This window comes from Haladaptatus salinisoli (genome assembly GCF_020614375.1).
Lineage (GTDB): Archaea > Halobacteriota > Halobacteria > Halobacteriales > Haladaptataceae > Haladaptatus > Haladaptatus salinisoli.
Genome location: NZ_CP085327.1, coordinates 1,977,035 through 1,994,370, shown reverse-complemented (window position 1 = coordinate 1,994,370; position 17,336 = coordinate 1,977,035). Strand labels below are relative to the sequence as shown.

At 65.1% G+C, this 17,336-nt stretch carries 18 protein-coding genes and 2 tRNA genes; 10 read left to right on the top strand and 10 right to left on the bottom strand.

The annotated features are described in order from the left end of the window. Nucleotides 1–22: 22 nt before the first annotated feature. Nucleotides 23–1,456, bottom strand: a complete 1,434-nt coding sequence (locus LIX00_RS10845; protein WP_227353203.1) for a sugar transferase — start codon at nt 1,454–1,456, stop codon at nt 23–25. Nucleotides 1,457–1,911: 455 nt separating this feature from the next. Further along, complete coding sequence (locus tag LIX00_RS10840; protein WP_227353202.1) at nt 1,912–3,615, bottom strand: O-antigen ligase family protein; 1,704 nt, start codon at nt 3,613–3,615, stop codon at nt 1,912–1,914. A gap of 157 nt (nt 3,616–3,772) precedes the next feature. On the opposite strand from LIX00_RS10840, the gene LIX00_RS10835 reads away from it, so the two are divergent. From LIX00_RS10835 to LIX00_RS10825, 3 genes are all read left to right on the top strand, one after another. Next, on the top strand, nt 3,773–4,681 hold the full coding sequence (locus LIX00_RS10835; RefSeq protein WP_227353201.1) for an alkaline phosphatase family protein: 909 nt from the start codon (nt 3,773–3,775) through the stop codon (nt 4,679–4,681). A 123-nt stretch (nt 4,682–4,804) separates the two neighbouring features. Next, a complete protein-coding gene (locus LIX00_RS10830) occupies nt 4,805–5,629 on the top strand; it encodes an undecaprenyl-diphosphate phosphatase (RefSeq protein WP_227353200.1) in 825 nt (274 codons plus the stop codon). Between the two features lie 233 nt (nt 5,630–5,862). Further along, on the top strand, nt 5,863–7,941 hold the full coding sequence (locus tag LIX00_RS10825; protein WP_227353199.1) for a hypothetical protein: 2,079 nt from the start codon (nt 5,863–5,865) through the stop codon (nt 7,939–7,941). Between the two features lie 5 nt (nt 7,942–7,946). On the opposite strand, the gene LIX00_RS25955 is transcribed toward LIX00_RS10825, so the two are convergent. Next, nucleotides 7,947–8,081 (bottom strand): DUF7503 family protein, encoded by a 135-nt coding sequence (locus LIX00_RS25955; protein WP_255679271.1) that lies wholly within the window; start codon nt 8,079–8,081, stop codon nt 7,947–7,949. Nucleotides 8,082–8,241: 160 nt separating this feature from the next. Here LIX00_RS25955 and LIX00_RS10820 point away from each other — a divergent pair, with 160 nt between their 5' ends. Further along, complete coding sequence (locus LIX00_RS10820) at nt 8,242–9,474, top strand: MBL fold metallo-hydrolase (RefSeq protein WP_227353198.1); 1,233 nt, start codon at nt 8,242–8,244, stop codon at nt 9,472–9,474. A gap of 52 nt (nt 9,475–9,526) precedes the next feature. Here the strand turns inward: LIX00_RS10820 and LIX00_RS10815 are convergent, their stop codons facing one another. From LIX00_RS10815 to LIX00_RS10800, 4 genes are all read right to left on the bottom strand, one after another. Continuing rightward, entirely contained in the window at nt 9,527–9,943 is a 417-nt protein-coding gene (locus LIX00_RS10815) for a Rieske (2Fe-2S) protein (protein ID WP_227353197.1), read from the bottom strand. Nucleotides 9,944–10,028: 85 nt separating this feature from the next. Further along, entirely contained in the window at nt 10,029–10,661 is a 633-nt protein-coding gene (locus tag LIX00_RS10810) for a VOC family protein (protein ID WP_227353196.1), read from the bottom strand. A 100-nt stretch (nt 10,662–10,761) separates the two neighbouring features. Then, nucleotides 10,762–11,511: a DUF7983 family protein gene (locus tag LIX00_RS10805; protein ID WP_227353195.1), complete on the bottom strand. Its 750-nt coding sequence runs from the start codon at nt 11,509–11,511 to the stop codon at nt 10,762–10,764. A 15-nt stretch (nt 11,512–11,526) separates the two neighbouring features. Next, the gene (locus LIX00_RS10800; protein ID WP_227353194.1) at nt 11,527–12,006 is read right to left on the bottom strand and encodes a DUF8215 family protein; all 480 of its coding nucleotides are present in this window, start codon (nt 12,004–12,006) and stop codon (nt 11,527–11,529) included. Nucleotides 12,007–12,139: 133 nt separating this feature from the next. On the opposite strand from LIX00_RS10800, the gene LIX00_RS10795 reads away from it, so the two are divergent. Further along, a complete protein-coding gene (locus tag LIX00_RS10795; protein ID WP_227353193.1) occupies nt 12,140–12,871 on the top strand; it encodes a DUF7119 family protein in 732 nt (243 codons plus the stop codon). Here the strand turns inward: LIX00_RS10795 and LIX00_RS10790 are convergent. Next, on the bottom strand, nt 12,868–14,160 hold the full coding sequence (locus tag LIX00_RS10790) for a M20/M25/M40 family metallo-hydrolase (protein ID WP_227353192.1): 1,293 nt from the start codon (nt 14,158–14,160) through the stop codon (nt 12,868–12,870). The genes LIX00_RS10795 and LIX00_RS10790 overlap by 4 nt on opposite strands. Nucleotides 14,161–14,269: 109 nt before the next feature. On the opposite strand from LIX00_RS10790, the gene LIX00_RS10785 reads away from it, so the two are divergent. The 4 genes from LIX00_RS10785 to LIX00_RS10770 all read left to right on the top strand — a co-directional run bounded on the left by LIX00_RS10785 (nt 14,270) and on the right by LIX00_RS10770 (nt 15,649). Beyond that, nucleotides 14,270–14,343: transfer RNA gene (locus LIX00_RS10785), tRNA-Lys, on the top strand. Nucleotides 14,344–14,497: 154 nt separating this feature from the next. After that, a complete protein-coding gene (eif1A, locus tag LIX00_RS10780) occupies nt 14,498–14,782 on the top strand; it encodes a translation initiation factor eIF-1A (RefSeq protein ID WP_227353191.1) in 285 nt (94 codons plus the stop codon). 147 nt (nt 14,783–14,929) lie between these two features. Continuing rightward, nucleotides 14,930–15,130, top strand: a complete 201-nt coding sequence (locus LIX00_RS10775) for a DUF8123 family protein (RefSeq protein ID WP_227353190.1) — start codon at nt 14,930–14,932, stop codon at nt 15,128–15,130. A gap of 108 nt (nt 15,131–15,238) precedes the next feature. Beyond that, a complete protein-coding gene (locus LIX00_RS10770) occupies nt 15,239–15,649 on the top strand; it encodes a hypothetical protein (RefSeq protein ID WP_227353189.1) in 411 nt (136 codons plus the stop codon). Between the two features lie 78 nt (nt 15,650–15,727). Here the strand turns inward: LIX00_RS10770 and LIX00_RS10765 are convergent, their stop codons facing one another. Continuing rightward, on the bottom strand, nt 15,728–16,540 hold the full coding sequence (locus LIX00_RS10765; protein ID WP_227353188.1) for a DUF8231 family protein: 813 nt from the start codon (nt 16,538–16,540) through the stop codon (nt 15,728–15,730). 65 nt (nt 16,541–16,605) lie between these two features. Here LIX00_RS10765 and LIX00_RS26495 point away from each other — a divergent pair, with 65 nt between their 5' ends. Further along, complete coding sequence (locus LIX00_RS26495; RefSeq protein ID WP_497007344.1) at nt 16,606–17,106, top strand: DUF8059 family membrane protein; 501 nt, start codon at nt 16,606–16,608, stop codon at nt 17,104–17,106. Nucleotides 17,107–17,185: 79 nt separating this feature from the next. Here the strand turns inward: LIX00_RS26495 and LIX00_RS10760 are convergent. Then, nucleotides 17,186–17,261, bottom strand: a tRNA-Cys gene (locus tag LIX00_RS10760). Nucleotides 17,262–17,336: the final 75 nt, after the last annotated feature.

Sequence of the window (17,336 nt, the reverse complement as noted above, 5' to 3'; positions counted from 1 at the left end):
ATCGCCGGGTCGGGCGAGCGGCTTACTCGCCCGCGGACCCGTCGCTCTTCGTGAACCGAACCGTGTCCTCGGCGACCTGCCATATCTGCCGCGCGACGATTTTGAGGTCGAACCAGAACGACTGACGGCGGATGTACTCCAGGTCGTACCGGAGCTTCGTCTTCGGACTCGTGCTCTTGGCGTCGTGAATCTGGGCCAGTCCGGTGAGTCCGGGTTTGACGAACCACCGCTTTCGCCACGTCTTCGTCTCCGCCTCCAACAGGGGCTCCTCGTCCGTCCAGACGGCGCGCGGGCCGACGACGCTCATCTTCCCCGTGAGTATCGTCCAGAGCTGCGGAAGCTCGTCGAGGTGGGTCTTCCGGAGCACCCGCCCGACGCGCGTGATGCGGTCGTTGTCCTCGTCCTCCTCGGGTTCCGCCGACTCGCTGTCGGGCAGCATCGTTCGGAACTTGTACACCGGGAACGTGTCGCCGAGTTCCGCCGTCCGCTCCTGACTGTAGAAGACCGGCCCCGGGCTGTCGAGCTTGATGGCGAGCGCGATGACGACGAGGACGGGCGCGAACACCGCGAGGCTCACGGCCGCGAACGTCACGTCGAAGATTCGCTTGAACAGGTAGTCCTGCCAGTCCCACGGTTCGAGGGCGATGTCGACGAGTTCGTCGGTGTCCGTCGTCTCCGACCGCGTGAGCACGCTGTCCGTGTGTTCGCGGTGGGCCTTCGCGGTCACGCCGTGCTTGTAGCAGGTGTCGAGCGCGCCGAAGAACTCGGCCCGGTCGGAGGTCGAGAAGGCGAGTATCGTGGTGTTGATGTCGTTTTCCACCAGCACTTCCTCCAACCGGGAGAGGCCGCCGAGCCGCTCGACCTCGGAGAACGGTTGTTCGCCCCAACCGTCGGCGACGAGGGGTTGGCGCTGTTTCCCTTGAATCTCGTACTTGTTCGGCGGGGAGACGTACCCCAACACCGGGATGCTGGTGGTTTCGAGGACGGAGCCGATCTGGTCGATGTCGTCGCCGACGACGATGGCTCGCTCGGAGTCGCCGACGGGCGGACGCCGAATCGTAACGAACCAGAGCGGGAGAGCGAGGCCGAGCAGCGCCGTGACGACGATGAGCGTCGAACGCGGTAGTCGGTAGGTGTAATCGAAGTAGCCGATGGTCGCGAGCGCGAAACACGCTATCAGCACTCGTTTTTCCGTGACGAAGACGATGTCCAGGATTCGCCGAGGGCGGGGCTTGAACAGGGGAACGAGGCTGGCGGTCACGACCGTCGCGGTCGCGAGAATCGTGATAGTAAAGCGCTCCGCGGCGAGTATCTGCGGCTCTAACTGGCTGACGACGGGGAGGAGCGTCGTCGACGTCTGCTGGACGGCAGCGTGGTTCGCGAGTAAGACGGCGAGGACGACGGTCAGAACAGTACCACCGACGCTCGCCAGTCGATAGCGGAGACCGGAGACCATTAGCTGAGTAAGGGCAGGAGTACTGTATAAATGCTGTATGCCGCTAATTTTAATAAAAATCTTGATATCACACTCGAAATGTATATTGTTCTATTATATCATTTCCAAATTGCAACGTCGAACGCACCGGCCGTATCGGAGACCGCGTCCGAACTCGGCGGAGTCGCCGACTCGGTCGTTTCCGTCGGTGCGTCGAACGGCGTTCCGGGGCGTCGGAACGAATCCGAAAAGCGGTTCGGAACGGGGTTAGAGCGCGAGGAAGACGACGTACCAGAGGGAGAGGGAGAGGAGCGCGGCGAAACAGATTCCCTTCCAGAAGTCGGTGAAGTCGGGAACCGTCCATTCGATTTCGGCCCGGGCCATTACCTGTCGGTACAGAATACTAACATAAGTACTGTCGGATTAGACGATACAGTCTTTATATAGAGGAACCGCCCTCCGCGAGCAGAACTCCGTTACGGTCGACGCTTTCGATACTCGCCCGATATCGTCGCGGCCAGAATCCAGAACACGAACGTGATCTTCGCGTTGTAGAGTTGCGGATTCCAGAACGAGTACGCCGCGATACCGAGTAGCCCGGCCAGCGTTCCGGCGACGAGGAGCGTCCCGGTCGAGCGGGACCGAAGGAGTCGCCAGCCGTAGTAGCCGACGACGGCGATCGCCCCGGCGTACAGCGCGAACCCGAGCAGTCCGGTCTCGGTCAGCAGCGCGAGGTAGGTGTTGTGGATGAGTCGAGGATGCGCGTACCCGTCGGGAACCGGCAGTCCGTACTCCTCCGCGACGTGGACGAAGTTCATGCCGCCGATGCCGACGACGGGGTGGGAGGCGAACACGTCGAGCGCGACGGCGTACTGGCGGAATCGAACTCCCAGGTGTTTCGTCGAGAACAGCGGAATCGAGACCTCCTTCGTGGCCTCGCCGCCGGTCGTCTCGGGCGCGTCCCGCGTCGTGGTCGCCGTCTCGGTCGTCGTTTCGGTCGTTTCGGTCGTTTCGGTCGTAGTCGTCTCGGTCGTCGTGGTCGACGGAGACTGACCGTGCGAAGCGGGGTCCGTCGGAGCGGACGCGGAATCGCCGTCGGGAATGGAAAACGACGTGTCGGACGCCATCGACGGCAGCGCGACGATCGACACGAGGACGAGCGTGAGACAGGCGGCGCGGACGACCGTCCCCCTCGACGGTCGGAGGGGGGAGGCGTTCCGCCGAGCGAGGACGGCCAGCAGTCCGCCGTAGGCCAGTAGCGTCAGCAGAAACGCGCCGCGAACCGAATCGGACGCCGAGAATCTGATGATGACGACCAGTAGAACGAGCCCCGCGACGAGCGCGGGACGCCGCCAGTCGCGCGCCCGAAACGCCATCCCGATCGCGAGCGGTACCGCGGCCGTACAGAAGACGGCGAGCGTGAACGATATCCCCGTGAATCCGGCGACGAACGGGCCGATGCTGAAGGTTCCCGCGAGCGGAAGCGTCAGCCACACCCGGTTGTGCATGCCACCCTCGCCGAGGTACGTCATGCCGAACGGGTCCTGATTGAGGAATTGCGCGACGCCGACGAGCGAGTGGCCGATTACCGCGATGAGGAAGACGACCGCGAGCTGGCGCGGCGCGACGAGATCGCGAGCGATGGCGGTTTCGACGAGCCAGACGAGCGCGACCAGTTCGACCGCGTAGAGGACGAAGAACCCGGCCGGAACGAGCCTCGGGCGGACGCCGAGGAGCGCGGAGAGCAGGGTCGCCGCGACGAAGCCCGCGAGGAGGTAGACGGGGACGCTCGCCGAGTCTCGATACCAGCCCTTCGCGACCGCCACCGCGCAGAGGTACGCGAGCGGGAAGTGGACGAGGAGGAGACGAGCGACCACGTCCTTGGGGTATCGATGCGCCGCCGCCATGAACGGTACGTCGGCGTTGAAGGTGGCGAAGACGACCAGCGCGACGATGCCTCCGAGTATCCACGCTCGCTCGCGGGCGACGACCGCCGCGTAGGCGAGTCCGGCGAATCCGACGCCCCACAGCAGCGGGAGCGGGAGGGGAAGTCCGGTGAGCCGAACGAAGACGCGGAAGAGCGGGGCGACCAACATGAGACCCAGAACGAGAGTGACGGTGAGGAGGAGCACCCGTGACCAAGGATTCGTTCTCGCATCGTTAGATGCAATCAGATCCATACGAGTAGCTGAGACAAGGGTGGGCTATAAGAGTATTCTATCTGCGAGGGTAAGTCCATTCGTTACGATTGTCGGGGCGAGCGACGGAACGAACCCGCGGAGGTCGTTCCGCCGAACGGACACAATACATAAATAGGCTATCGACCCGTTTTCGAGTATGATCGACCGTGCCCTGAGACGAATCAAAGAGGGCAACATCCCCGACAGGTACGCAGTCGGTCGGCAACTCAGCCGACTCTACTACGATCGACGGACGGACGGCCAGTACAACGACGGAATCGACGTGTTCGAGGAGGACTGGGATAACCTCGTCATCTTGGACGCCTGTCGGTACGACGCGTTCGAAGCCAAGGCCGACAGGCTGGACGGGACGCTCGAATCGCGCGTCTCGCGGGGGAGCATGACGCGGGAGTGGATTCGGGCGAATTTCTCGAATCGGGAGCTTCACGACGTGGTCTACGTCGACGCGAACGGAAACTACGTTCACATACTGGACGAGTTGAACTCGGAACTACACGCGCACGTCGGCGTCTGGCAGGACGAACACCGGGTAGGCGAGGAGAACACCATCGCTCGACCGGAGACGCTGACCGAGGCCGCGATGGACGCCGCCGAGGAGTATCCGGACAAGCGGCTTCTCGTCCACTACGTCCAACCGCACTACCCGTTTCTCGGCCCAACCGGCCAGGAGCACTTCGACGCGACGGACGAACTGAATGCGATCACCTCGAAGTACGGCTTCGAAGACGGGTTGGTCCGACGCGCCTACGAGGAGAACGTGGACCTCGTCTTGGACGAGGTCGAGCGACTCCTCCCGGAACTCCCCGGAAAAACGGTCGTCTCGGCCGACCACGGCGAACTCCTCGGCGAGCGCCTGTTCCCGACGCCGATTCGAACGTACGGCCATCCGAACGGCGTGTACATGGACGAACTGGTGAAGGTACCGTGGTTCGTCACGCGGAACGGGGAGCGCAAGGAAATTCGCTCGGAACCGCCCGAACAGGGCGAGGAGTACGACGATTCGGCGGTCGAACAGCAGCTCCGGGACCTCGGCTACACGATGTGAGCGCGGAGACGCGGCCGCTACGAAACGACGAACCGAGCAGGTAAACGCCCTGAGAGGATGGTTCGCTAACAGGAGTGCGCCGAAACCGAATCACCTTTCACTTCCGCCCGACCCACCTTCGACATGGTCGACCGCTCGCTCCTCATCGCGCTCCTCGCCGGAGTCCTCCAAGGCATCTTCGAGTGGCTCCCCATCTCCAGCGAAGGGAACATCACCCTCTTTCTCACCGCGGTCGGAACCGCGCCGGAGGCCGCGGTGCGATTCTCGCTGTTCTTACACGCCGGAACCGCCATCGCAGCGGCGGTCTACTACCGCGGCGAACTCGAGGACGTCCTCCGGGAACTTCCGCGCTGGCGGCCCCCCTCGGCCTTCGAGGGCGACCGCGCAGAACTCACGTTCCTCGCCGTCGCCACGGTCGTCTCGGGCGTCGTCGGCCTCCTCGCGTACTTTACCCTCTACAAGATCGTCCCCACACTGGCGGGCGGCGGATTCGTCGCGCTCATCGGCGTTCTCCTGATAGGCACCGGCGTCCTCCTCCGCACGGTGGACAGCCTCGATATGGGCGGCCGGGAGTCGCCGGACTTGCTCGACGCGGTGCTCGTCGGCGCGATGCAGGGGATCGCAATCATCCCCGGCGTCTCCCGCTCGGGTACGACCGCGAGCGCGCTCCTGTTCCGCGGTCACGACGGACCCAGCGCCTTCCGCCTCTCCTTCCTGCTCAGCATCCCGGCGGCCGCGGGAGCGGGCGTGCTGGTCGTCCTCGACACCGGCAGTCTCCCGGCGGTCGAACCCGGTGCGGCGGCGGTGGCGCTCGCCGCCAGCGCCGTCGTCGGCTACCTCACCATCGACGCGCTGATGCGGGTCGTAGAGCGCGTCTCCTTCTGGGCGGTCTGCATCGGTCTCGGCTCGTTGGCGGTGCTCGGCGGTGCGTTCCTGCTCGTCGCGTGAACTCGGCGTCTCGTACGGGTTCGAACGAAAGACGGCGACGTACCGTTCGTCGCGGGGGACTCCTCCAATACCTTTATCAATACGGAATGTGATACGATAACGATTACCGTTCGGCGCGCGTATCGAACTCCGGAACGGACCGGAATCGGAGCTGGACGAAACGCCGTGCCCGAACGCGGCGAACGACGGTGCGGGCAGAACTATACGGCTGGCAGAACTGGGTGAGGACACGAATGGAGTTCGACACGCTCGACCGGCGTCCGGGACTCGCCATCTTCGACCCCATCGAGAACGTCCGGTTCGAACTCTACACCGACGAACCGATTACGCCGGAACCGGTCGCAGCGTCCGAATTTTACTTCCCGGTGGACACCGCCATCGGCCTCGAAACCGCGTCCATCGAGATTCCGAAACTCGTCTCCACGGTCGTCCGAACGCAAGACGGAACGATGGTCACGGACGCGACGACGAGCGACGACCGGACGTTCGCCGCCGGAGCGTACCTGCTCGAACTCAACAGCACGCCGATGAAGCTCTACGTCGCCGCGGAGGGGCGGCTCGAACTGCGTCCCGGCGGGACGTCCGTCACCGTGCGATTCGACGGAACTCGGCGCGTCCGCATCGGCGCGCGGTCCTTCCACGACCGTCCGGCGGGAACGATAACCGTCACCGACGACGTCGAGGACGCGATGCGCGCGATATCGCTGTTCGGGTCGGCGCTGAAGACCACCAGCCCCGAGCGGTCGTTTCCAACGCTGCGCGGCCACCCCCCGCTCGTGAAACTGGGCGACCGGTTTTCGGTTCCGCCCGGCATCGAGCGCCCGGAGACGGGCGTCGAACTCGTCGTGCCGCCCGACCGCGAACACGTCTATCCGGCGGCGTCGCTCGCGTACTATCTCGGGGCGAAACTCGTCCCCGGCGCCGATCCCCGCCTCGTCGCCGACGGCTTCGAACGCTCGCTCGACGGCCCCGGCGGCTACGAGGCGACGGTCAACCGCGTGCTTCGACAGGCGTTCTTCCTCGACTGTCTCGTTCGAACCGAGGGCTACTATCGGGTCGACCTCCACGAGCGCCAACGGGTCGAACCGCTGGTCGATCTCGATTTCGCCGACCTGTACGGACGCCCGCTCGCGGACCAGTTGACCGCGTACCTCTCGGTACCGTTCGAGACGCTCGAACCGCACGTTCTGGACTGGCACTTGACGACCGACGTCGTCCCGACCGCGGAGAATCTCCCCGCGCTCTCCTACTTCGCCGACGAACTCTCGCTCCTGCGAACGCCGCGGAATCCGCGGCAACACACCGTCGCGCCGACGCCGGAGATATTCGACGAGTTCACGCGGTCGGCCGTGGCCGCGGGCGATTTCACCCGCGGTGCGAGCGACGCGTGGGACTGGGACGACGAGGAGATGTTCCAGGTCGAACCGGTGGAGACGATGGAGCACGCGTGGGTCGGAAACGGCTATCCCGTCGGGGCCAACAAGGTAACGCTCGAATCGCTCCGGCGGCAGGTCGAGCGGACCCCGCCCGACGACTCGGCGCTGACGATTCACGTCGTCTGCAACGACCGGAAGATGGCCGAAGAGAACGTCGTCGGCGAGTTCTACGGGCTGCGCGATTTCATCAACTACGACGTGTCGATACACGAGGAGGTGACGACCGGCGAACTGACCGCGCTGTTCACAACCGACGCCGACTTCGTTCACTACATCGGCCACGTCGACAAGGAGGGATTCCGCTGCGCCGACGGCTACCTCGACGCGCGCTCGCTCGACGAGGTGAACGTCGACGCGTTCCTCCTGAACGCCTGTCGCTCCTACGAGCAGGGTGCGACGCTCATCGAGAAGGGGAGTCGGGGAGGCGTCGTGACGCTGGCGGAGGTCGTCAACACCCCCGCGACGAAGGTCGGGCGGGCGCTCGCCCGACTGCTGAACTCCGGGTTCTCGCTCCGCGCGGCGCTCTCGATAGCGAAAGAGGAGGTCGTCGTCGGAACCGAGTACATCACCATCGGGGACGGGGGGCTAACGCTCTGCGAGGGGGAGAGCGGCGCTCCGATGATGTTCCGAATCGAGCGCAGCGGGGATACGTACCTCCTCGAACACTACACGTATCCCGCCGCACACTACGGACTCGGAACGATCGTCGAATCGGAGATCGAAGATGATTCGACGCATTACCTCGCATCCGGCCTATTGACGGAGTTTCACCTCTCCGCGAGAGAACTCGAACCGGTGTTAGATCTCGAACTCCTCCCCGTTAAAATCGACGACAAACTCTACTGGAGCGACGAACTCTCCGTCTCCGACCTGTAGTCGGTTTACGGTCCGGGATTCGCGCCGCCCGCCGCCGCCGCCGCGTTTCCGGCCGCCGACGCGGCGAGACAGATGGCGAACAGGACGCCGATCATTCGTGGGTGCTCTGCGAGATACGCTTGTGCGGTGTTCTCCGACATGCACGTGAACTATCGTGTTACTGTAACGTGTATTTTTCTTAAATGTACATACCGTTGTAATATAGGAAAAAGGCACAATCGTTATAAATCGCCGACGGCGGCCTCCGCTCGAAAACCCGAACCGACGGACGAAAAGGCGTCCGACGAGTAACGTTCGGTGATGGACATCGAGTTTCTCGGCGGGGCGCGCGAGGTCGGTCGGAGCGCCGTGCTCGTCAACGACTCCCTCTTGCTCGATTACGGGATGCTGACGGGAAATCCGCCTCGGTTTCCGGTCGGCGACGTCGACCCCGACGCGGTCGTCGTCTCCCACGGCCACCTGGACCACGTCGGGGCGATTCCGTCGCTCCTCTCCGGCGACGCCCGCCCGACGATTCACTGGACGCCGCCGACCCGCGAGCTGACGCTGTTGCTCGCGCGGGACACCTTGAAACTGCACGGCGGGAGCTACGACTGCCCGTTCACCGAGGAGGAGATTCGACGCGTCACGCAGGTCTCGGAGACGCACGGCTACCGCGAACCGTTCGACGCCGCGGGTCACGAGGTGACGTTCTTCGACGCGGGACACATCCCCGGGAGCGCGCACGTTCTCGTGGACGACGGCGAAACCAGCCTGCTCTACACCGCCGACTTCCACACCGGGGACCAGCGGTTGCTGTCCGGCACCGCGGCGCGGCCGGACGCCGACGTCGTCATCTGCGAGAGCACCTACTCCGACGTGGAACACGACGACAGGAGAGCGGTCGAGGAGCGGTTCGCGGAGAGCGTGAAGACGACGCTCTGGGAGGGCGGCACGGTGGTCGTCCCCGCCTTCGCCATCGGACGCACGCAGGAGATGCTATTGGTCTGCGACGCCCACGACATCGACTGCTACGTCGACGGGATGGGAAAGCGAGTGACGCGGACGTTCCGCCGACACCCGGCGTTCGTCCGCGACGCCGACGCCCTCCGGCGGGCGATTTCGAACGCCCGATTCGTGACCGGAAGAGACGGACAGCGGAGGCGAATCGCGGCGAAGAACGCGGTCATCGTCACCACCTCCGGGATGCTTTCCGGCGGCCCGGCGATGACCTACATCCCCGAAATTCGCTCGAACCCGGTCAACAAACTCGCGATGACGGGGTATCAGGTCGAGGGGACGCCCGGACGCGAACTGCTGGACTCGGGGCGCGCGGAGATAGACGGACGGGTGATGCCCGTCAGCGCGCATGTCGAACAGTTCGACTTCTCGGCGCACGCGGACCGCGACGGACTGCTCGCGCTCTTGGAATCGTACCGCGACTCGCGCGTGCTCGTGAACCACGGCGACAGGTGCGGGGCGTTCGCCGAGGAACTGCGGAGCGAGGGGTACGACGCGAGCGCGCCCGAACTCGGGGAGACGGTTATCTGTTGATACGAAGCGGGCGCGACGACGGTGAAGACGGGGGAGACGACCGGGATGCGATCTAAAACGTTAGGTGCGACGACGACCCCGGCATCCCGTCGTCGTCCTCGATACCGCCCTCGTGGAGGAACGCACACTCGTCGTCGGTCAGGTAGACGACCCCGTCGTCGACGGTCACGTCCACGGGAACCAGCGTCGAACCGGCGGCTTTCCCGTTGTCGCAGTAGCCGGAGCAGGCGTCGAACATCGAACCGTGTTTGGGGCAGATAATCTCGCCCTCCCGCATCGCCGCGCCGAATCCGCGGTCGAGTCGCTGGTCGGTCTCGTGCTGACAGAAGTTCTTCCACGCTTCGATGCAGCCCTCGCCCCGGACCAGAATCACCTCCTCTCGCGTCCCGTCGCGCTCTCGAACCGTGAACAGGAACGAACCGTTCTCCGGAATTTCCTCGACCGCCGTCAAACGAATCTTGACGCCCATGGGTCCGGGGTCGTCCGCTCGGTAATTAACCGTACTCCTCTCGACGCGCGAAATCGCGGATCGTCGGCGACCGTCTCGTCGGCCGTCAGTTCAACCCGCCCGCCCCCGTAGGGGCGTCGGGGAGGTCGACGGGTTCGACCGGGATGCCGAGTTCCTCGAGCGCGGCTTCGAGGTGCTCCTCTTTGGCGTACTCCGCGCCGGCCTCCTCGCGCTTTCGTTGGGCGAGCGCGAGCACCTCGCCGCGCCGGTCGTCGGGGATGTCGAACTTGTCGGTCGTCAGTTCGATGGTGAGACCGTTGTGGTCGCTGGTGTACAGCGAGTAGAAGATGCTCCGGTCGAACTCGTTGTACCCGCGACCGCGTTCCTCGAGTCCCGCGCGAACCTCCTCGATGCGCTCGGGGTCGAACCGGAACGAGATGTGGTGTACCGCGCCGATGCCGGTTCGCTGCGGGGCCGGGTTCGACTGCCGCCCCTCCTCGACGAAGAACGTGATGATGCGACCGTCGCCGGTGTCGAAAAAGAGGTGCGTGACGTGCGGGGCGTCGAGGTTCGGCTGTTTCAGGACGAGCGGCATCCCGAGCACGTCGCGGTAGAACTCGACCGTGTCCTCGACGTTGCTCCCGATGAGCGTGATGTGGTCGGTTCCGGTGACGTGAAACGCGCTGTCCGGGCGTTCGGCCGTAACCGGGGGTTCGCTGTGGTCGGTGTTGTCGGACATTGGTATCCTGCCTACGGTTTGTCGGCGAACGACGATATACTCTCGGCGACGGCGACGACACCTCGTTACACCGGTGTCAGTGCGAACCGGAACGGTCGCGTCACCGGTCGTCCAATAGCGCTCGAATCTCCGGGTCGAGGTCGTCGAACGCCCTCCGGCGACCGCCGTCGTCCTCGCTCGCCTTCTGCACGTACGCCCGCTCCTCGCGGTCGAAGACGGCGGACTCGTCGAGACCGCGCTCCTCGACGAACCGTCGTATCTTCCCGTCGTCGAAGCTCATCGCTTCGCGGGGGTCGATGCCGGCGCGCTCCAGTTCGGCGCGGACGACGTCGTCGTCTTTCCTGTTCCGCCGCCGGGCGGTGTAGCGGCGCACCGACCCGAAGTCGGACGACACCTCGCGGTCGTCGGGGACGACCTCGGTGAGAACGTCGCGCACCCGCTTTCGCGCGTCGTCGGCTCCGCGGTTCACGTCGGAGAGCAGCGTGTAGAGGTTCACCAGTCGGGACGCGTCCAGTTCGTCCAGGGAGTCGACGTCGTACCGGCGGACGGTGTCGAGCAACAGGAGCGCGTCCCGGGCGAATCCGAGGTCGAGTTCGACCGATTCGTCGGCGTCGGGCGATTCGTCCGCGGACGGCGCGACCGAGTCGCTACCGGACGTTTCGCTCTCTCCGTCGCGCTGGCGTCGTTTCTCCCGCATCACGAAATCGCGGGCCCCCTCGAAGGCGAGGTCGTCCCACGAGTGGCGGTCGTCGTCCGTTCGGCTGACGTGCGCGGCCACGGATCGGATGGCGTCCTCGTAGTCACATCCGGCGGCCGGGCACACGGTCGGGTCGTACTCGTCTTCTTGCATGTGTCTGTTTGGATTCTACTTCGACGCGCCGCTCTCGGTTCGACCCGCGCGAGCGGCGGCCGTCCGAACGAGTCGCGCAAACCCCCACGTCGCACAGACCGACAGCAGCGCCGCGACCCCGGCAGTCGCGGCGGGCGAGCGGAGCGCGAGGTCGACGTTCGCGCCCGCGTAGGCGATCAGCGTGACCGTCGCGTTGTAGAACGCCAGTCGAACGACGAACTGCGAGGGCGTCATCGGCGGCCACTCGACGCCGAACCGCCCGTATCGGAGCGTACCGACTGTGAGCGTGAGCGTCGCCCACGCGACCAGCAGGGTGAACTTCACCGGGGCGTTCGGTTCGGCGTCCATCAGCGCGACGAAGGCGGGCAGGGAGAGGAACGTCACTTCGCCGAGGGCGAAGAACACGTCCTCGAGCCACCGTTCGACGCCCTCCTTTTCCTCGCGGGGACGAAGTTGGCGTTCGTTCGGCGCGTAGTCCGTGCTGCGACCCGTCACGGTGAGAATTTTGGCGTCTTTGCGTATAAACGTACGGTGGAAAAGCGCGCCAGGGGTGGCGAACGTCATCGATTCCGTCGAATCCGCTTCCACGAACGGTTCCTTTTTGCCGCGTCAGAACAATAATCGTCCGATGACCGAAGGCCCCGAGGAATCGCCCGCGAACCGCGAATCGCCCGCAGACCGCGAGCCATCCGCCGAATCCCAACCCCCCGCTGACCGCGAATCGCCGGTCGGAAAACCCGTCATTCGCGGGGACGAGACCATCACCGGCGAACGCGCCGACGAGGCGAAGGCGTTCGATCCGACCGACCCCGAGAGCGTCGACGAGGCGGCGGCGACGGTCCGGGCGTTCGCCGAGGGGAGCGCCGGGAGCGAGGACAACGTCTACATGCTCCGGGGGGCCGCGGCCTGCGCCGCACTCGTCCGGGGCGAAGGGTCGTACAAGGGTGCGGCGGAGCGGGCGGGCGGCGACGCGACGGTGGCGTTCATCCGAAAGTGGGCGCGGGTACACGACCTCCCGCGGTCGATTCGACGCCACGTCGCGCTCGGCTACATCGCGCCGACCGCGGCCAAACACGTCGCGCGGGTCGACGGCGACGCCCGCTACCAACTCGCGTGGGCCATCCTCGACGACTCGTTGACCGTCCGCGAGGTGCGGTCCATCGTCAGCGAGATAAACGACGGGACGCCCGCGGAGCGGGCGCTGCGCGACCACGGCGTCACCCCCGGACGGGTGGCGCTCACCCTCCCTTCCGAGGTGTACCGCGAACTCCGGCGCGAGGCCGCGCTCGCGGGCGAGGAACCCGAGGACGTGGTCGTTCGGGCGCTGAAGCGCGAACTCGGCCTGGCGGAGGACGATTAGCCGAGGAACGTTCGAGCCGCGTCGGCCAGCGTCGCGCCAGCAGTCTCCACGTCCGGCCAGCGAACCGTCTCGTTCGGGAAGTGCGCCTGTTCGATGTTACCCGGCCCGAACAGGACGGTCGGGATTCCGGCGGCGACGTAGTGGCGCGAGTCCGCGCCGTAGGTCGCCCCGCGGAGGGTAGTGTCGAGGTCGCGGTCGGCCATCGCGGACCGGAGCGCGGCGACGACCGGTTCGTCGGCGTCGGTCTCCGCGGCCTCGAACTGGATGGAGAACCGTTCGAACTCGGGCGGATGTTCGGCGAGCCACTCGTCTTCCGCGACCAGTTCGGCGAGGCGGTCTTCGTAGGCGGCCTCGACTTCCGCGACCGTCTCGCCCGGAGCGACGCCGAGGCGCATCTCGGCGGTCAGGGTCGCCGGAACGGTCGACGACCACGTGCCCGCATCGACCGTGCCGACGACGACGGGCCACGGAACCTCGAACCCCTCGTAGAGCGGGTGGGTGACCGCCTCGCTTCGCTCGGCTTCCAGTTCGAAGAACGCTCGACGAATCCGCTCGAAGTGCGGGAGGACGCTCTCCCCGCGCCAGCGCGTGGCCGCGTGCGCGGAGCGCCCCGCGAGGCGAAGGCGTTTCATCACGCTCCCCTCGGTGGCGACGACCGGCGTGAGGTCCGTCGGTTCCGCGACGATGGCCGCGTCGCGCTCGAACGGGTAGGGCGAGGAGAGCGCGGCCGCCGCCGCGCCCAGTCCGCCCTCTTCCTCGCCGACGACGCTCTCGACGACGATTCGTCCGTCGAGCGTTCCCGGTTCGGTTCGCTCCGCGAGGTGTTTCGCCGCGAAGACGCAGGTAGCCAGTCCGGATTTCATGTCCACCGCGCCGCGGGCGACGAGTTCCTCGCCGGACTCGTCCCACGTCGGTTCGAAGGGGTCGGCGGCCCACGAATCGCGGGCCGCGGGCACCACGTCCACGTGACCGTTCAGGACGAGCGTCGGGCCGGCCTCGGGACGCCCGAACTCCAGCACGCCCGCGACGTTCGGACGCTCGGCGAGGCTCGGCCCGTCGGCGCTGGCCTCGGTGCGCTCGATGTCGGCGGGGTCGTCGGGAAACGACGGGTGGGCCGCCAATTCTTCGGCGTCCGCGAACCACTCGTAGGTTTCGAAGCCGAACTCGGCGAGACGGTCGGCGAACCACTCCTGCGCCGGGGCTTCCCGCCCCCCGGTCGTGTCGAACGAGAGAAGTCGTTCGGTGAACTCGCGTAACTGGTCACCCTGCGCGTCGGCGAACTCCGTCATGGTTCGACAGTCGCGGCCGGTACGGTAAATCTTGCTGACATCGGGCGGGCGTCGGGATCCGGGCGGGAATGGTAAACGTTTAACCGTCGCCACCCGCAACAGCAGTTGAGGGCTGGTAGCTCAGTTAGGCAGAGCGTCTGGCTTTTAACCAGACGGCCAGGGGTTCAAATCCCTTCCAGCCCGCTTTTGCGAACAAGGATAGCGAGGAGCGAAGGAGAAGAACGCGCACGGCGTTTTCGACGCTCGAACGCTCGCAGAACTCGTCACCGCTGCCCCCGTGGTAGTTGATACCCTACGTCTCCCATGACTTATCCGTGTCCGCCCCCTACAAATACGTGTGAGTGAAAAAACAGAGCGCCGAAATCTTCGGATGCCCACGGACGACGAGCTGTTCGGCGTCGTAACCCAGCACGACGGCGGAAATCACGTCCGCGTCCACTGCGAGGACGGCGAAAACCGGATGGGGCGGATTCCCGGTCGGATGAAATACCGCACGTGGATCGACGAGGGCGACGTGGTTCTCGTCGAACCGTGGGACTGGCAGGACGAAAAAGCGAACATCGAGTGGCGCTACACGGGGCAGGACGCCGACCAGCTTCGGCGCGAAGGCCACATCCAATAGTTCTCCCTCGAGGGTGCGAACGTCCGCGATACAGCTTCTTATCGGAACCGACGCCGAGAGGCGTCCGTTCGACGGTACGCCGAGCGAGCGACGCGAGTCGCCGTCGTTCAGCAGATATTATAAGTTAGCCCGACACAGAGCACGAACGTGAACCGCTACGCCTCGGATCCGCTCGAACCGCTCGGAATCGTTTTCGGAGTTCTCCTCGCCCTGATAGGGCTCGCGACGCTCGTCGGGACGCCGTGGGCGCACAAGTCGGGAAGCGTCCTGCTCATGTTCGGACAGGTGCTCGGGGCGCTCGCCGCGGTCGGTATCGGCGCGGCGCTGGCGTGGGTCGCGCGAACGTAACGTTCGTTCGAGGGCGTTCGAACTCCCCTCAGCCGATACGTATCGCCAGCCTCGGCGGTCGGTGCAAAATGACAAAATCCACGACGTGTCGCCGTAACGTATCCAGAGATGTCCTCCACTCGACGCCGCTTCTTGCTCGGGGGTGTTAGCACGGTAGCACCGTTCTCCGGGTGTACGCGCTTCGGCGACGGCGCGGCCACCGTCGCCGAACTAGAGGTGGAGTTCGTGAACGGGACGAACGTCCGGCAGATGTTTCACTTCGCCGTCGAAGCCGCCGAAGGACTCGGAGAGTGGGAGTCGCGGGACGTGGCCCCGGAAACCCGCGAATCCGTGGTGCGCGAACCGCCCGGGGGGTACGATCCCGTCGCAATTCACGGCGTCGTCGACGACCACCCGACGAGCGGCGAGTTGGTCGGCGTCGGCGGAGGGGAAACCGGCGGCGTCTGTCTTCGCGTCCTCTTCGAGTACGGGATGGGCGCGGAACCGACGTTCTTACAGAGTTCGGACACCCGCTGCTAACGAATCGGCGCCCGTTCGCAGAGCGGGGGCCGTTCGAACGGAAATCGACGCGAAAAATGGTCTAACGGAGTCGCTCTCTTAGCCTTTGAACGGCATGTAGGCGAGCATCGCCAACAGCATCGCCGCGATGAAGCTGAGGATGGAGACGCCCCAGAGACCCGCGATTCGCTCGTGGAAGTGTCGTATCTCCGCCTGTTGCTCGCTGTAGGCTTTCACGTTCTGCGAGAGCAGTACCTTTCCGCCCTCGCTGTGCGCCACGAACGTCTTGTTGTTCGGACCGAGTTGAGCTCTCCCGCCGTCGGACAGCGAGGTCGTCGTCGTCTTCGGTGCCGTCCACTGGAGGGTCACCGACTCCTTCGAGATGTTCGCGATGGTCGTGGAGTTGTTCTGGTACTGGAAGTTGTTCCCCTCGCGCAGCGTTCGCGTCTCGGGCGCGCCGAACTGCTGGCGCTTGTACTGGTCGACCGGGACGAGCGACTTGTTGCCGCCGCTTCCGTTGACCACGACGTAGGTCTGGTTGTTCTGCTGAACCGTCTGCGTGTTGTTGGTCAAGTTCTGTACCTCGCGGAGCGTCGCCTTGTTCGGGTTCGACTGGTTCGGTATGAGGAGGCGGAACGTCGTGTTGCCGCGCTCGACGGTGGAGTTGTTCTGTAACGCCGCGGAGTGGGTGGCCGACTGATTCGTCCACGCGACTTCCGCGGAACCGTCGCTGAGGGAAGTGACGTTGTACTGCCGCCCGTCGACGCTGAACTTCTGTCCCTGCTTCGAGAGCGTCTTGTCGGGGTTCTCGACCGAAACCGTCGGCTCCTGAGCGACTCCGATAAGCGAGTACGCCCCGGCAGCGATAACGAGAAAGACGGCGACGTAAACGCCCGCTGCTCGTCGTTGCATATCCTAGCCCCGGGCCGCGTGCAGTATAATGGTTACTTTTTGGCGACACCGTTCGGACGTTCCGTCTGCGTGATACGGACCGCGCACGGCGCGACGGAAGTCGGCCACGAACGAGCCGTAACGAAGACGACGCCGTCTCCGGTCTCTACGTCGTCGGTCAATGGGGACTTCCGCTGACCATCCTCGCCGGCGAAGGGGCCGGTCTCTCGATGCTGATACCGACTTCGTTCATCCGGGCGGCGTGTCTCATCGTCCCCATGCTCCTCATGGCGTGGCAGGCAGCGAACGCCGAGGACGTGCCCGCCGAGCGCGCTCGACACGCCGTGCTCGCGGATGACTGGTTTACGCGCTCGTCGTTCTTCCGCGCGGACAGACTGAATGATAGCACACTCTCAATAACGCCCGTAATCGTTGTCAGCTACTCGATGCTTTGCGGGCGATGTGTATTACTCTCAGTATTAGCCGATGGAGGGACGGCTGTCGAATCTACGACATTTACGTCGGGGGTGACGGACAAGCGGGGCACCGTTCGTCTCGACCAGCAGTCCCATCGAGTTGGAGAATGAACGTCGCCAGAAACCTCGAATGCGAACCGCGACTTGTTCCCCGCGCGCCGCGGCTAATCGAACGTCCGTTCGGTACAAAAGCCAAGGGCCGGATTTGAACCGGCGATGGGCGGCTCTGCAGGCCGCTGCGTTCGGCCGGACTCTGCCACCTTGGCGCACGTCCTGCTTCGTATTCGCTCGCTTTAAATATAGCGGTCTGGTGAAACCGCCGGAAATAGAAAACCCCCGCA